Here is a 14811-nt window from a genome sequence, read left to right as displayed (position 1 = left end):
GGGTGGACGGCAACACGGAACTGCTGGTGGTCGGCTTCGACCTGCACACCGGCCGCGAGGTCCACGTCTCAGAACAGCCGGCGCAGTACTGGCGCACCCGCGGCTATCCGTACGGCGACTCCACCCTCATCTGCTGCTACTGCTTCCGCGGCATCGACGCTCCCCATGGCACCCGGATCCCGCTCGTGGTCCGGGGCCGCCTTGGAGGGCAGGTCCGCACGCACTTCGCTCACCCGCCCGGTCAGGCCCCCGTCGCGGGACACCACCCCGAGAGCGTGTGGCATCTGAACTCCAAGCACGTCCTGGCACGGTGGGCCCACGACGTGCCCGGCGTCGAGGCCGTTCAGATCGAACAGTGGACGCCCCGGCGTGAACGTCGCGCCGACGTGCTGGTCACTCTCACCGACGGCAGCCGCATAGCCCTGGAAGTACAGAAGGAACTGCTCACGGACGGTCAGTTCCAGGCCCGGCATCACGACTACGCCGCCCAGAACATCCAAGACGCCTGGTTCTGGCGGCCCGGCCTCCAGGTGCCACATGCGGTCCTCGCCGAGGGGCTGCCCGTGTGGTTCCTCGACCCCTCCACCCCTCAGGTCACCACGCTGGTCGCCCGGCCCCATGTACGCCCCTACCAGTGGTGGCGCCTCCCCGACTTCGCGGTCTTCGCCCCGCACCATCCGCCCTGCGCGCTGGACGCCACGGAGAAGACGAGCTTCCCGCTGCAAGACCTTGGTCTTGACCGGCGCGGCGCCTCGCTGCCCCAGGCGCTCCAGGAGCAGCTACGCGAGGCTCACCGCAAGATCGGGGAACTCGCTCGCCAGCGTGCCAACGAAGCAGGCCGCGCTGCGCTGGAGCGCTTCGCTCGCCAAGGCCGGTCCGACCGTCAGGCACCACGTCTTCCCGGCCGGTCCGCGCAGCGCCGTCCTCGGCCCACAGCAACCACAGCTCCGACACCCAAGCCACCCAAGCCGCAATGCGAGGTCTGCGACAAGCCTCTCCACCCCAACCTCGTCCCCCACGGCCGCCACCTACTGTGCTGACGCCCCGTCCCTGGCCCGAGGGCTCCCGGGCGGCGGCGCGGCGCGGCCCGGGCCCGGGCACAGCAGTCGCCGGCCTGTCAGATCCCGCACCTAGGCTGTTGCAGAAATCGATCAAGGAGCCAGGCAGTGCGAATAGAACGTCACCAGGTGGGCGGGGCGGTTGTGTCGGCAGCGCGCGAGGACTTCACCAACCGCATCGGGGGCCAGGTGCGGTCCATGTCGCGGGGCGGCCGGATGACCACCTACGAGTGGCAGTCGATCGCCGACGAGTTCCTCGACTACCTGGGCGCCCTGTCCGTCGAGACGCCCGAACTCGACACCTCGGAGGCCAAGGCCGCCCTCAAGGACGCCTCCGAGGCCGCGGCCGGCGCCGTCGCGTACGCGGCGTACCACCCGCACTGCAGCTTCAACGTCTTCCTGGAGTACGTGAACTTCGGCATGAGCTACGACCCGGGTGACGACGCACCCGAGGAGAGCGTCACGCCCGGGGAGTGGATCGACGCGCTCTGCCTGTCGGTCCTCAGGGACAAGGCCAAGTGGCACGGCGAGGAATTCACCTTCGCCCGGCGGAAGTTCGCCGAACAGGCGAAAGGCACGCCCGTCGGTGAGCTCGCGACGGGGTTGACGGCCGTGGCCCTGGACGACGCCGGCGACGGCGAGTACCCGCCGAGCACGCAGGCCAAGCTGGCCGCCGTCGACGCGGCTCTGGACCGGATCCGTACCCGTGCGGCGGAGACGGGCGAGCCCCTCCTAGACCAGCCGAACAGCCTGGCACTGCGGACGCTACGGGCGCTGGCCGCCGAGGACCGCCCGGGCTTCGACGCCGCTCTGGCCGAGCTCCTGGTCAGGCACAGCGCCCTGCACGGCCCCTCAGCCTCCCCGAGCAGCCTTCTCCCGCTCGTGCCCCTCGCCCTTGCCGCGATCGCGTACCGGACGCTGGGCTGGGCACCGGCCGTTCACACCGACTACCTCCCGCACGCGCTGGTCACCGGCTTCGAGACCCGTGGCCCCCGGGTCGGAGGGCTCGGCCGCAACCGGCGTCCGGACGCGGTCGCCGCGCTCGCCGCCGGCCCGCTCGTGGTGGAGCGGCCCGCCTGTGAGCGCGAGGGGATCGCGCGGATCGAGGCCATGTACGAGGAACACCTCCACGAAGCATTCGCTCCCGTCGACGGCAAGCCCCTTGCTGTCTGGCATCTGGGCAGCGTGCTGGAGGACCAGCAGCGCCTGTTCCAGTGGCGGGCGGGAAACCCCGGCGACGTTGCGGACGCCCAGCTCGCCACTCTTCGGCTGGCCTCTCAGACGGGGGCAGCCCTGTTCCGCGTCGCGCTGGCGGAGCCGGACACCGAGGTTGAGGTGTCCATCGGCGGGCGCACCCTGCGCTACCCCGCCAAACGGGGCAGGGAAGCCGGTGCCGGGTACTGGCAGATGGCCGTCGCCTTCGCCCTGATCACCGGCGTGCGCGAGGACCTCGCGCCCCTGGTCCTCACCGGCCCCACCTTCGCCCGCCCGGACGGCTCCGCCTTCACCGCGTACCGCGAGGCCCTCCACGCCTACCTGAAGGGCACTGATCCCGAGGCGGCCGCGCAGCGGGCGCTTCAAGAGGCCGAGAAGGCCAAGGACTGGGGCTTCGCGATGCCGCCGACCGTGCTGCTCTCTCAGCTGGTGGAGGGCGACGAGGAGACCTTCAACCTCGCTCTGGCCGACGCGCTCGAAGCCCACCGCGCGTACTACGAGGTCGCCGACCGCTCCGACTCTCCCGAGGTCTCCGTCAACCTCGACGTCCTCGCGCTGGCCTGCCACGCCCGCCGCCGCGGCTGGGCCATCCGCGTGGAGTCCCCTTACCTGCCGCAGTACCTCCTGCGGGCGGCTGAACCCTTCTAGGGTGCGCCCCACGCTCCGCCCCGGAAGCCTTCGAAGTCGCCTGAGCGCCGCTCCTGGGGCTGCTAGCGTTTGTGTCGTGGAAGGCCGAGGCGCCGCCTTCCACTTAGACCCCTGAGTCAGGGGATGCGCCTCGGGGCGGCCTCGCGGCCCGGGGAGAGCAGCGAAAAGCCTCGCCTGCACGGCATTTCGGCTGCTGCAGCCCTTCGGCTCCCTCACCCCACGGTCCGGGAGCTGAGTTCTCCCGCGTGCGCGGGTGCGTACCACGCCCCGTACCGCCGCGAAGGGAACCACCACCATGGCCGACGTCCAGCACCGCGCCCATCTGACCTGGGTTGAGGGCCCGCAGATGTATCTCACTGTCCAGGCCGACGAACGGGTCGGCGAGGGCGACCCGTCCCCGGCCTCCGAGGCTTACTGGGAAGTCGACGTCACCGCGGACCTTGAGGTGGAGGAAACCCTCGACGTCCCGTCCGGAGGCGACCGCGACGAGGCGAAGGCCGCGGCCATCGCCGCCCTCCTGGCGGGCGGCTGGTACCCGCATGGCGACTGGGTCGACGAGCCGTACGAGACGACGGTCATCGTCAAGCAGGCCCCGGCCGACTACGACACCGACGACCCGATGGCCGGCGTCCCCCACCCGCAGGCCGAACTTGAGGCGAAGCTCACCGAGGTGTACGCGCAGCCAGAGGGTGCTGGCCCTCGGCCGTCATGGAGGGAGCAGCCGTACACGGGCCCGATGCGGACCGCCGAAGAGCGCGCCAGACTCCTCGCCAAGCTGGGCATGCCGAGCGCCGTCGACAACAGGCCGGATGAGGCGTAGCTCCAGCCCAGCTGCGGCCGCGTCAGCCCGGACCCGGCGCTGCTGGAGCCGGAAGCGCCACGCTCCGGCCGCCAGGCCTAGTCGGGCTGCCGGGGGCTGTAGGCGCTTGAAGAGACGCGCCGCGTACAGGGTGAGGTCCAGCGCGAGTTCGAGAAGGAGGACCGTCTGCGTCGCGGGCAGCCGGGTTCCGTCCAGGATGGCCGGCCGGTGACCTGACGTCCGACGCTCCTCCGTACCCACCTCGGACAGGCCTTCGTGAAGAACCTGGCCGCGGCCATGGCCCAGCGAGGCCTGACCAGCCTGTCCGACGTGCGGCTGTCCCGCCATGCCGGTCGGACAGCCTGTGCTGACGTCCGTCCCTGGCCCCGCGCGTCTTGCCGGGGCTGGCGTTCGTGAGCCGGGGCGGGGTGGCTGAGCAGGCTTCGCGTGCGGCGCCGTGGTCGCGTGCGGGCCGTGGACAGCACCAGCGGAGCTGCGTCCCGGGTGGCGCGGACCGTGACGGACAAAGACATGGAAGCGTGGCTGATGCCGGGACGGGGGCCGCCGTTCGGCCGTGGCCGGCCGCCCGGCTCCGTACCTCCGCACGCCGCCACGCCGCTGCGGCGCCGCAGGGGCTGGCGTTCGTCGGCTGAGCATTACAGGCCGGAGACAGCGGGGCTGGGTCGACACGCGCGCGACGCGCCGGGGCACGCGATGGAAATGCTGAACGGGTTGACGGATCAGCACCCCTGGCTCTGCAGCTCCTGTACAGCAAAGAGAGAGGGACACGCCCTCACCTGGCTTGACCTGCAGTTTTCGCTGGACGATACCGCTCCCAAGATCGGATATGCCGCTTTCGGAACCGCGTTATGCCGCTCCAGGGACCGTGTTATCCCGCTCCTGGAGTCCGGATATCCGGCTCCCCAGAACGGTAAGAATGAACCATGAGTACATGTCGTGGGAGTTCAGGGATCCTGACTCGGGCTAGGGTGTGCATGTACTCATAGTTCATGTAGCCCGAAGACCGGAGAGACGGTATGGCGCGCTCTGCGCAGCAACCGGGGGAGAGCGGCGCCCACGGCCGGGAACCGCATACGCGCTTCGGCTACATCGGCGGCTACAGCACGATCGACAACGAACGCCTGGAAGCACTGGCAGCCGTCCCCAAAGAGGAGGGAGGGCTGACCGACCGCGAGTTCCGCATCCTCATGTGGTTCGTCGGCGCCACGCCCTGCCCGGGGGAGCCGGTCATGAAGACCACCGCATACATCGGCCAACGGACGGGGACATCGCCCGACGCCCTGGGCCGCATCGTCCGCAAGCTGGTCAGCCGACGGCTCCTCTTCTTTGCGGATGAGTTCGGCCGACAGCGGTTCTACAAGGTCAGCCCGTATTTCGCGAGCCAGCTGACCTCAGTGGAGCAGCGCGAGGCGATCCGGGCCTACAACCCGCCGGACATTCCCGGGCTTCGGGAACTGCAGCGGCCCAGGTTCGTGAAGGGGGACCAGTGACGACCAACGGTGACCCGGTAGCGCGCGAAGTCCTGCGGCGCACCAAGGGCCTCAAGCCCAATCAGCGGCTCATCATGCAGCTCTACGCCGTCATGCCCAAGGAGTTCACCGGCGCCGTCAAACAGACCGCCACCAGCCTGGCCGGTGAGCTCGGGATGACACCGACCCTGTTCAGCCGGGTGCGAGGCCAACTCGCCAAGGAAGGCTGGCTCGAAGAAGTCGACCGGATCTCCAACAGCCCCATCTTCCGCCTGGGGGAGAAGGCCACCGGAGAACGCATCGTCATCCCGCTGCGCTCGGCCTGACCCGATCCGGCTGCCCGCCCGGCAGGGCGGGCAGCGACGGAAGCGACTGAAGAAGGCGCAACCTCGAACCGCCCTTCCCCTCAGCAGGACTGGGACGGGCGGGCCGGATGCGCCTGTCAGGCGGGAAGCCGCCCATCTGGCTGCCCGCCTGGTGGGAAGATCACGCCTCGACGCTCGAACTCGCTGGCTGCGGCCGCGCGGCACCGTGCAACGTGGACCTGGCCGGAAGGCCCCCTGTCCACGACCGGCGCCGGGCCCAGCCACGAGGAGACCGTCATTTCCGCCATACGCAAGACCCTGATCGCCACCGCCGTCGCCACCACGGTCCTTACGGGTGCCGTCGCATGCGGCACGGCGGAGAACCTGTCCGCCGGCCAGAAACTCGACCAGGCCTTCGACAAGCTCGGCAAGGAGCACTCGGCTTCCTTCGAGCTGGACCTGGACACCGACGCCACGACGCTCAAGGCCCTGGACAAGGGAGCCGCGCCCGGCGACGAGATGCCCGATCAGGTCGCCAAGCTCCTCGCCGACGCCAGGATCTCCCTCTCCGTGCAGTCCAAGAAGCCCCTGGACGAGTCCGGTGAGAAGGACATCACCGGAATGACGGTGAAGGTCAGCAGCACGGACGCTGACCTGATCGAGTACCGCATCGTCGGCGACTACGCCTACCTCCACGCCAACGCGAGCGCGCTGGCCGCGCAGACCGGCAGCCCCCTTCCGGCCGCCGAGGACCTGCCCGAGAGCGCGACCGCGTTCAAGCACCTCCTCGACGGCAAATGGATCAAGGTTCCCGCGAAGGACCTCAAGAGCGGCGTCACCGGCCCCCAGACGCCGCAGACCACGCCGGACGCCGACACCCAGAGCAAGCTCAGCAAGGCTCTGCGAGGCGTCATCACCCGCGAGGTCGAGCTGAAGGACGCGGGCGAGAGGGGCGGCGCCGACCACATCACCGCCACGGCCTCCGTGCGGACGCTGCTCAGCGAACTCCTCAAGGAAGTCCGCCCGTTCACCAAGGACCTCCCGCCGGGCGCCACGCTGCCCAGCGACAACGACCTCAAGAAGGTGCCGGACCAGAAGGTGACCGCCGACTTCGCCCTGAAGAACGGCAAGCTGAGCGAGGTATCCCTGGATTTCGCCAAGCTCACGCAGAACGCGAAGGTCACCAAGCTCGCCCTCGTGTTGCGGGTGGCCAAGGCCGAACCCACCACCGCCCCGACCGGAGCCGTCGAGGTGCCGATGGCCGAGCTGGTGCAGGGATTCACCGGCGCCCCCGCGCCCGACGGCCAGACCCCCGCGCTCTGACGCTCCAGCCGGTGCAGCGCGGAGGCCCCCTCCGGCGCTGCACCGCGGGCAGATCGGCCGACTGCCGCCCGCGACGTCGCGTGACCGAAGGCAGCCACCACCAGCGTTGTCCGGCAGCACTCCGCCGGACCTGAAGGAAAGCCCTCGTGATCCACCACACTCCCGAAGCCGTGCGCGCCGAGATGCAGGAACGGCTGCGGGTGGCCCGCAGACAGCGCGAGATCGCCGCCGCTGCCGCGGAGCGCCGCCGCATACGCCGCGCCGAGCGGGCGACCCGCCCCGGCCGGCTCCGCCGGACCATCGCCGTCCTGCGCCGCACGGCCCAGGTCCTTCGCCGCGCCGCAGCCCACAGCCTCCGTTCGAGCAACAGCAGGAAGGCATGACCCTCCGATGACCCAGATGCCCGGTGGCCCCGAGCGCGCGACCCCACCCGCTCCCTCGACTCGCTTCGGGCCGCCGCCGGGAGACGTCAAGCACCCCGCCCGCAGCCGCCGGATCGGCGCGGCGCTCGTCGGCGCGGCGCTCCTGGCCGTCGGCATCACCGCGTGGGCGATGAACAGGTCACCCGGCCCGGCCATCGCAGCCCCGTCCGCGAGCGCATCGAGTTCCGCAGCCAAGCCGTCCAAAGTCCCCAAGGCCCTGGCCTTCCCGCCCCGGCTCGCACCCTCATGGACGGCCCCGGCCGTCACCGGTGACATCCTGCGCGCCAAGCTGATGGGCACCTGGCGCGCGGGCAGTTCCTACTACGTAGGCCGGGGCACCGGGATCGCCGTATTCGACCAGGCCACCGGCAAGCAGACGGGTACGCTCGAACCGCCCAAGCCCGGGATGAGTCCCTGCGGCATGAGCGACGGGCTGAACAAGAACGGCCTCGGTGCCATCGCCTGGCTCGAGGGCGACCCCGAGAGCTACAAAGCCTCCTGCGACCACATCTCGCTCATCGACACCCGCAACGGCAACAAGACCGTGTGGACGACCACCGTCGCCGGCGTGCCGTTGGGTGGCAAGGCCCTCACCAACGACGCCACGCGGATGGGCTTCACCGGCGACGTCCTCGCTGTGATGACCCCCAACACCGTCGTGGGCCTCCGGACCGACCAGAGCGTCGCCTGGACCTGGCGAAACCCCGGCGCCGCGGCCGACACGTACGTCCTGAACTGGGACATGACCATCGCCGCCGACCGGCTCATGGTGCTCCTCGGCACTGAACACGGCGCGACCTGGACCTATGACGTCACGACGCTCGACCAGACCGGCCGGCAGCTTTCGCCCGCCGCCGTCCCGCTACCGGTACCCAAGGACGGGAGCGTCGACCTGCTCTCCGCCGCCCCCATGACCGCGCTCCTGCGTCCCGACCCTTTCGACGACAACACCCCGGCCGAGCTCGTGACCTTCACCCGGGACGGGAACATCGCCCGGCACATCAAACTGACGACCCCCGCCGGCCCCGCCGAACTCGGCCAGTTCTTCCTGCTGGGGCGAGCAGAGAAGTTCAACATCCAGCTCACCGACACCACCGCGTACGTGGTCGCCGGCGACACCATGAGCAGCGACCCCCCCACCCAGGTCACGGCGTTCGACCTGGCGACCGGGGCGGCGAGATGGACGCGGCCCGTCGACAAGGCGACCCAACCCAGGTTCGTCGGCGCCGACACCGACACGGTGTACGTCCTGGGCGGCAAGGGCGTCCTGGACATGGCGCTCTACGCCTACTCGGCAACGGACGGCAGCCGCACGCAGATCAGTACGGTCGAGTCCCCGGACGGCCTGCTGATGCTGTCATCGCTGCTCATTGACTACACCCCCGGCAGCCTCGCCATGGTCGATATCGGCCGGGGCCCCGCAGGCGCGTTCATGTGGCATGCCCCGGGCTCCTGACCTGGGCAGAGTCGCCACTGTCTGTCCTCAGCGCCAGCGCAGACCGCCCCGGGGCAAGAAGCGGCGTGCCCCCGTCCCGGGAACCCACCGGGCGGAAGATGACGCCTTCCCGGGGCATGCGGGCCACGCCGGCCCGCCCACGGACCGTGTCTCAGCCGCCCTGCCCGCCCTCCAGCCTCAGCACATCCAGGATGTGCACGAGCTGGCCGTCTTGCGTACGGGCGATCAGCATCACCTCGTGCGGTTCGGCATCCCCGAAGTCCCCGGAGGTGATCTCCTCCCGCAGCTGGCCCTCGAACCTTGCGCATGGCGGGCAGTTCTCCAGATGGATCAAGTACCGGGCCGGAGCCCGTACTGCAGCCCGGCCAGGCCGCTGCTCCGTCTCCAGGATGTGTGCCTGCTCCCCGGTGAGATGCCACGCCGTCTGTCCCATGACCCGGTACAGCATCAGCGGACGCCCGATGTGCTGGGCCTCGAGCAGCGAGCCGATGGCATGAACCACGTCCCCACGGCCGAAGTGGCCGGTGTCGATGATCCGCTGGTGAAGGACGCTGGTGCTCAGTTCGTCGTGGGACATGGCCGCGACCGTAGGCGGTGGCCGCACCTTGACACCGCTGGCTCCCACCCCACGGGCAGCGATCCCCACCCGGTGCGTCCGGCGGACAACTCCCGCCGGACACCGCCCGCCCCACGGGCCCGGGCCTGGCCGCACACCAGGCGACCGGGCACGGTCCAGCCCACCCCGCCCTTTGCCCGGAGGTCCCGTGAAGATCCGTCACCTGTTCCGCCGCCGCACGGCCACGCCCGCGCAGCGCCCCGTGCCCGCCTGGGAGCAGGACGGCCACTTCCAGGTCGGCGACCTGGTCCACATGCCGCCGGACCGCTTCCGCGAGCAGGTCGTGTGGGTGAAGGGCGACCGTGTCGGCGTGCTCACCAACCCCGTGCTCGACATCCGGGCCAACGCCTCCCGCTCCCAGATCCGCCACCTGCAGGGCTGCGAGCCGTGCAAGACCGATGCCGCCGCCCAGGCCGCCGCAGAGGAGGAGCGAGAGAGCGCCTACTGGGACAACTGGCCGGCCGACCACCGCGAGCTGCACGACACGGTGATGGAGGACCTGGTCCTCACCGACGCCGACCCGCACTACCGGTTCGGTGACCGCTCGCCTGTCCGCGAGTGGATGCGCACCGAGCTGGACGGACACCTGGTCGACGACGAGTCGCCCTCGCTGTCACTGGGACGCATCTGGGACCCGCTCGACTGGCCGCGCATCGAGGACGAGCACAGCGGCGACGGGCTGAACATCGACAACCCGTGGAAGTCCGTGCCATGGGCGACCATCCGGACCGCGTTCGAGATCCTGCGCGACGCGGAGTGCCAACCCGCCCTCGACGTCACGGTGGACATGGACCCGCTGGACGACGCAACGATCGGCGCCGAGATCATCGTCAGCGAGCTGTTCGTCGACAGGCCCATCGAGGATGTCACCTACGAGCAGGTCGCAGCCCTTCTCGGCGACGCCACCGAGCACCCGTACAGCCAGATCCACTACCCCATGAACAGCGACGGACCGGGCCTCGACCGCACCCAGCCGTACACGCGCAACCAGTACGGCGCGACACGCTGGAACTGGTCCGGCGGCGACTGGATGGCCCCCTTTGCCCCGCCCGCCGGCGCCCTCGAAACACCCTCGTCCTGACCGCTGTCCCGCAGCGTGCGAAGGCCTGACTTCACGTCCTCAAGCAGCGCGCACCGAGCCGAAGTTCACGGCACGGCCACTCTCCGCGAGCAGCTGGGCGGCAGCCCGTTTGACGTCGTCGGGGACGTCTCCGCGTTCACGAATGAGAGCCGCGTAGATCGGAGCATCGCCGGATGCCCGGCCGGCTGGGTCCTGCTGGTCCACTGAGCAAGTCCTCTCGCTTGTCGGGTAGCGAGTGTAGGCGCGCCGGTACGGAACCATCACGGGGGTTTCACTGCTCTGCGGGCAGGTGCACGTTGCTCGTGTGGAAGTAGGACAGGCGTGCCATCTGCGGGGTAGAACTGACTCGGGTGCTTTCCGGCGACGGACGCCCGTTCCAGACCAACCGGGATCTCCCGGCGATATCGAAGGACAGCAGTATGGCCAGCGGCACCGTGAAGTGGTTCAACTCCGAAAAGGGCTTCGGTTTCATCGCGCAGGAAGGCGGCGGACCGGACGTCTTCGCGCACTACTCCAACATCTCCGGCAACGGCTACCGCGAACTCGTCGAGGGGGAGTCGGTCACGTTCGAGGTGGGCCAGGGCCAGAAGGGCCCCCAGGCCGAGAACATCGTGCGCGGCTGACGGGACAACCCGCTCCAGCCCCCCGAAGACCGCTGTGTAGAGTGGTCCCAACGACGCGGGGTGGAGCAGCTCGGTAGCTCGCTGGGCTCATAACCCAGAGGTCGCAGGTTCAAATCCTGTCCCCGCTACTGAACGAAGGGCCCGGCGTGCAGTCGGGCCCTTCGCCGTTCGATGACCGAAGAGGGCGCGGGGCCCGCCGCCAGGTGCGCAGCCGCGAACTTCGTGCACCCGCAGGTCACTTCGCCGCAACCCCTGCTTGCCCAGGGCCTTCTCGGTGAGTTCCTGTCATCGACGGTGGTCGAACAGTCCGCCGATGCCCTCAACGTCATCTCACGCCGACGCACTCGGCTGCACGCTGCTGCCGCGGCCCTCGCCACGATGGGCAGCGCCGTCGGCGACGCTCGTCGGCGACTCGGGCTACGGCACATGAGGGACCGAAGGGACTGAAATATCCCACCCTTATCAGGGAGGCGGAGGCGGCCGGCTTCCGTCACGATGGGCATGGGCCCGACCGGCCGCCCCGGGTGGGAACACCCTTTCACTTCCGAAGCACGCACCAGTGCGCAACCCCACAACTGGCCCGGTCCTGCGCGGGCGCGCGTGGCCCATGGGCACTTGTGACCGGGCACGTTGTCCGTGGAGCCCTCTACAGTGGGCGCCACAGCAGCTGGCGCAGAGCCGGGAGCAGGGCGAGGACGGAGACACGAGTGCAGGACGCGAAGGGCCCCTACGCCTGGTGCTTCTCCCACGGCGTTCTCCACCACTTTCCGGCCCCCTTGCCGCCTTGGTGCACGGCCACCTGGGCGTGGCTGGCGGGCGAGAGCCGCGAGGAGGCCTTGGCCGCGAAGACCGCGCGCTTCGGCGAAGCACGCTTCCTCGACGCCCTCCCCGTGACCGACCAGCTCGCTCTCACCGGCGCAGGGCAAACAGCGGGGCCGCGCTGAGACGGCTGGAGCAAGGGGGACGGGGATGAGTACATCGCTGGGCTGGCGAGGCGAGGCCGCGTGCAGGGTCACAGATCCGGAGACCCTGTTCGAGACCGGGGCCGCACAGAACCGGGCCAAGACCGTGTGCACGGGCTGTCCGGTCCGGCTGGAATGCCTTGCCTACGCCCTCGATCACCGCGAGTGGTTCGGCGTGTGGGGTGGGATGACGGAGAGGGAACGCCGGGCCCTGCTGCGCCGCCGCCCCAACGTCACTTCGTGGCGTCACCTGCTGGAGAACGCCCAGACCGCAGCAGAATTCGAAGCGGACACCGGCGCACGGACAGCCACCGGCCGCACCCAGCCCAAGGCGAGCTGAATACCGGCACCGCCGCGCCGCTCAGGGACACAGGGGCGCCCAGGGACACATTTCCTAGCAAGTCTCCGGACCTAGGAGGCGCCACGGTACTTACCCAGGGCTGGCAAGTGAAGGAGAACTGAGGCCGCTTCCCAGCCTCGTCTGGGAGCCCTCCCGGGCGGCGAGCCCCTGTCCCTGCTCCAACAGCGTCGCGCCCTGCCACGACGGGACAGCCCGGACGAGGCGCCCAGTCAGTGACCAGGGCTGAGAGCGTCGGCTTCCGTGGGGTCAGCAGCGCACTGCTGCTTCCCGCCCCGCGGGAAGCCCCCGTACCGGCGTACCGCCCACCGGTACACGCCCAGAGCGGCGCGCTCTCATCTCCCGCTCGACTCGCCGTGACCGGCAGGATGAACAGCATCCGCTCCCAGGTACACGAGCCGAGCAGGCAGAAGGAGAACGCGGCGATGTCGATGGACATGGAGTTCCCGGACTTCGAAGGGGCCGCGCGGACTCGGGCCGTGCAGAACCAAGGCGTACGCCGGGCGGTGAGCCAGGGACACCTGGCCCCTGACATCGGGGCAGCGATGATCTCGGCGGAGGCCGGGGACTGGCTCGGCTCCCAGGGCTTCGAGGCGGTGGCCTCGCTTGATGACCTCGAGGGCCCCTCCAGCGGCTCAGTGGAGGTTCCTGCCCGTCTCGCGGATCGCGAGCTGTCCGGCCGCATCGATCTCGACCACGCCTGGCAGCGCCTCCAGCTCTACCGCAGGCTGCTGCTCACCGGTACCGCCGATCAGCAGCGTCAGCTCCTCAACCGGGAACTCCTGCAGCAGATGTGGCCCCAGAGGATCGGGCCGCCCGCCGTCTTGAGGGTCTGGGAGGACCGTTTCCCCGAGCTGCGCCAGAGCCCCCGCGCGTGAGAAACGAACAGCAGCTTGAGGTAGCCAGCCTGGCACTCGCCGCCTGCGGCAAACGCGGCTACAGCCTGGCAGGCAGCCTGGCCATGCAGGTTCACGGTGTCAGGGGTGCCCGCGACTCCGATGACGTGGACCTCTTTGTCAACCAGCTCCTGGACGACGCCGACACCGTCCGCCACGACGTCGCCCAGGCGCTGCAGGCGGCCGGCTACCACGTCGAGCAGGCCGCGACGTGGGGGGTCACCGACGGAATGGCGACCGCGCAGAACGGCGAGATGGTCGTCAGCCACCCTGACCACGGCACGGTCAACGTGCAGATGGTCTGCGTCACCCGCTACCTCAAGCCGGTCGACCGCGACGGGATGCCGGTGACCGCGATCGGCGAGTGCCTCTACCGCAAGCTCGAAGCGTTGCAGAATCGCCTGGGCGCCAAGGACTTCGTAGACCTGTCGCTGCTCGAAGCGCACATGGGACAGGCCAACGCCGACCGCTACATCAGCATGTACGTCACCGGCCTCGCCCAGCACCAAGGCCGCCCGGAGAACGAACTTCAGCAGGACCTCTACCAGGCGTTCGCACAGGTGGCTCAGGTCCCCGACGAGGCCTTCGCCGCCTACGGATACACCTCCGCCCAGGCCGTTGAGCTGCGCACAACCATCCTGGCCTGGGCCGACCGGCTGGCACCCGAGTCCAATCCGATGCGCCGCGACACGGCGATCGCCTCCGGACACCTGCCGATCACTTACCAGGATGCGCAGGCCGCGCTGAACCGCATGGCCTACAGCCCCTCGATGACGCGGCTCTCCGACCAGCAGCTCAGCTCCTGGCGGGCCGAGGTCACCTCCAGCCTCCTGCAGGCCATGTCGACTCGGCAGAGCACTCAGCCCGCCCAGCAGCAGCTCCACCCGATCTCCAGCGAGCTGGAACGCCGCGCCCAGATCACCCCGCACGAACGGGCTGCGGAGGACGCCGTACGCAGAGCGGAGGAAGCCGAACGGATGGCTGGCGGCGACCCCGGGCGCCTCGGTCCACTCGGCATCCTCGTCCGTCTCAGTTCGCCTCTGCCTTTACCCCCCGCCGCGGGCCCGGTGCCCCACCAGTCCCAGGCCTCGCCGGCCGAGGCGCTACGACATCAGCAGCACCTCAGTGCCCAGCAGTACGCCCAGCCCGGTACGGGCAGGTACGCGTAATCACGGACCGGCGACGTCCGGGGGGACACCGGCGCAGGGGCACACAGGGACACAGCTGACGGCAAATGCCCACCGCCGATGCACCGGGTTCACCCACCCAAGCTGGACGGCCCGCAGAGGGCAGGCAGGGACACAGAGGGACACATCTGCTGGCAACGCGGACCGATCCGACCGCTGGGCGGGCACACCGCTGCCCAGGCCCGCTCGCCGGACGGGAAAGTCGCAGGTACCTGCCCGCCCCACGGGCCTGGCGTTCGCCGTCGTCCGCCCCTTCGCGATTGTGAGATTCCTACGCCAGGTGCACGAAGACGCGCCAGCAGCACAGGGAGTTGATGGTGGGCAAGGCGAGCAGGAGCAAGAGACAGCGCAGCCGGGAGAACGCGACTCGTT

Annotated in this window: 15 protein-coding genes and 1 tRNA gene; 15 read left to right on the top strand and 1 reads right to left on the bottom strand. The window is 69.9% G+C overall.

The annotated features are described in order from the left end of the window. Positions 1–2 precede the first annotated feature (2 nt). From ACZ4VK_RS25905 to ACZ4VK_RS25870, 8 genes are all read left to right on the top strand, one after another. Complete coding sequence (locus ACZ4VK_RS25905) at positions 3–1040, top strand: competence protein CoiA family protein (protein WP_468356499.1); 1038 nt, start codon at positions 3–5, stop codon at positions 1038–1040. A gap of 147 nt (positions 1041–1187) precedes the next feature. Then, a complete protein-coding gene (locus tag ACZ4VK_RS25900; protein WP_468357260.1) occupies positions 1188–2921 on the top strand; it encodes an immunity 49 family protein in 1734 nt (577 codons plus the stop codon). 295 nt (positions 2922–3216) lie between these two features. Next, on the top strand, positions 3217–3741 hold the full coding sequence (locus ACZ4VK_RS25895) for a hypothetical protein (RefSeq protein WP_468356496.1): 525 nt from the start codon (positions 3217–3219) through the stop codon (positions 3739–3741). A 1016-nt stretch (positions 3742–4757) separates the two neighbouring features. Further along, positions 4758–5231, top strand: coding sequence for a MarR family transcriptional regulator (locus ACZ4VK_RS25890; RefSeq protein WP_468356493.1), 474 nt, complete (start codon positions 4758–4760; stop codon positions 5229–5231). Further along, positions 5228–5536 (top strand): replication initiation protein, RepL2, encoded by a 309-nt coding sequence (locus tag ACZ4VK_RS25885; RefSeq protein ID WP_468356490.1) that lies wholly within the window; start codon positions 5228–5230, stop codon positions 5534–5536. Before ACZ4VK_RS25890 ends, ACZ4VK_RS25885 begins: the two co-directional genes overlap by 4 nt. Positions 5537–6034: 498 nt before the next feature. Beyond that, positions 6035–6838 carry a hypothetical protein gene (locus ACZ4VK_RS25880; protein ID WP_468356487.1) on the top strand — a complete coding sequence of 268 codons (804 nt, stop codon included), beginning with the start codon at positions 6035–6037 and terminating at the stop codon, positions 6836–6838. Positions 6839–6984: 146 nt separating this feature from the next. Beyond that, positions 6985–7221: a hypothetical protein gene (locus ACZ4VK_RS25875; protein WP_468356484.1), complete on the top strand. Its 237-nt coding sequence runs from the start codon at positions 6985–6987 to the stop codon at positions 7219–7221. A gap of 7 nt (positions 7222–7228) precedes the next feature. Continuing rightward, a complete protein-coding gene (locus ACZ4VK_RS25870; protein WP_468356481.1) occupies positions 7229–8716 on the top strand; it encodes a hypothetical protein in 1488 nt (495 codons plus the stop codon). A 151-nt stretch (positions 8717–8867) separates the two neighbouring features. Here ACZ4VK_RS25870 and ACZ4VK_RS25865 read toward each other — a convergent pair whose 3' ends face one another. Continuing rightward, positions 8868–9293 carry a hypothetical protein gene (locus ACZ4VK_RS25865; protein ID WP_468356478.1) on the bottom strand — a complete coding sequence of 142 codons (426 nt, stop codon included), beginning with the start codon at positions 9291–9293 and terminating at the stop codon, positions 8868–8870. A gap of 187 nt (positions 9294–9480) precedes the next feature. On the opposite strand from ACZ4VK_RS25865, the gene ACZ4VK_RS25860 reads away from it, so the two are divergent. The 7 genes from ACZ4VK_RS25860 to ACZ4VK_RS25830 all read left to right on the top strand — a co-directional run bounded on the left by ACZ4VK_RS25860 (position 9481) and on the right by ACZ4VK_RS25830 (position 14421). Next, positions 9481–10413, top strand: coding sequence for a hypothetical protein (locus ACZ4VK_RS25860; protein WP_468356475.1), 933 nt, complete (start codon positions 9481–9483; stop codon positions 10411–10413). Positions 10414–10832: 419 nt separating this feature from the next. After that, positions 10833–11036: a cold-shock protein gene (locus tag ACZ4VK_RS25855; RefSeq protein WP_468356472.1), complete on the top strand. Its 204-nt coding sequence runs from the start codon at positions 10833–10835 to the stop codon at positions 11034–11036. A gap of 54 nt (positions 11037–11090) precedes the next feature. Further along, positions 11091–11164, top strand: a tRNA-Met gene (locus ACZ4VK_RS25850). 579 nt (positions 11165–11743) lie between these two features. Further along, entirely contained in the window at positions 11744–11980 is a 237-nt protein-coding gene (locus ACZ4VK_RS25845; protein ID WP_468356469.1) for a hypothetical protein, read from the top strand. Positions 11981–12005: 25 nt separating this feature from the next. Further along, complete coding sequence (locus ACZ4VK_RS25840) at positions 12006–12338, top strand: WhiB family transcriptional regulator (protein WP_468356466.1); 333 nt, start codon at positions 12006–12008, stop codon at positions 12336–12338. Positions 12339–12781: 443 nt separating this feature from the next. Next, positions 12782–13234 (top strand): hypothetical protein, encoded by a 453-nt coding sequence (locus ACZ4VK_RS25835; RefSeq protein WP_468356463.1) that lies wholly within the window; start codon positions 12782–12784, stop codon positions 13232–13234. Beyond that, positions 13231–14421: a hypothetical protein gene (locus tag ACZ4VK_RS25830; protein ID WP_468356460.1), complete on the top strand. Its 1191-nt coding sequence runs from the start codon at positions 13231–13233 to the stop codon at positions 14419–14421. Before ACZ4VK_RS25835 ends, ACZ4VK_RS25830 begins: the two co-directional genes overlap by 4 nt. Positions 14422–14811: the final 390 nt, after the last annotated feature.

Source organism: Streptomyces sp. NPDC028711 (assembly GCF_055565415.1).
This window is presented reverse-complemented; position numbering and strand designations above follow the sequence as displayed.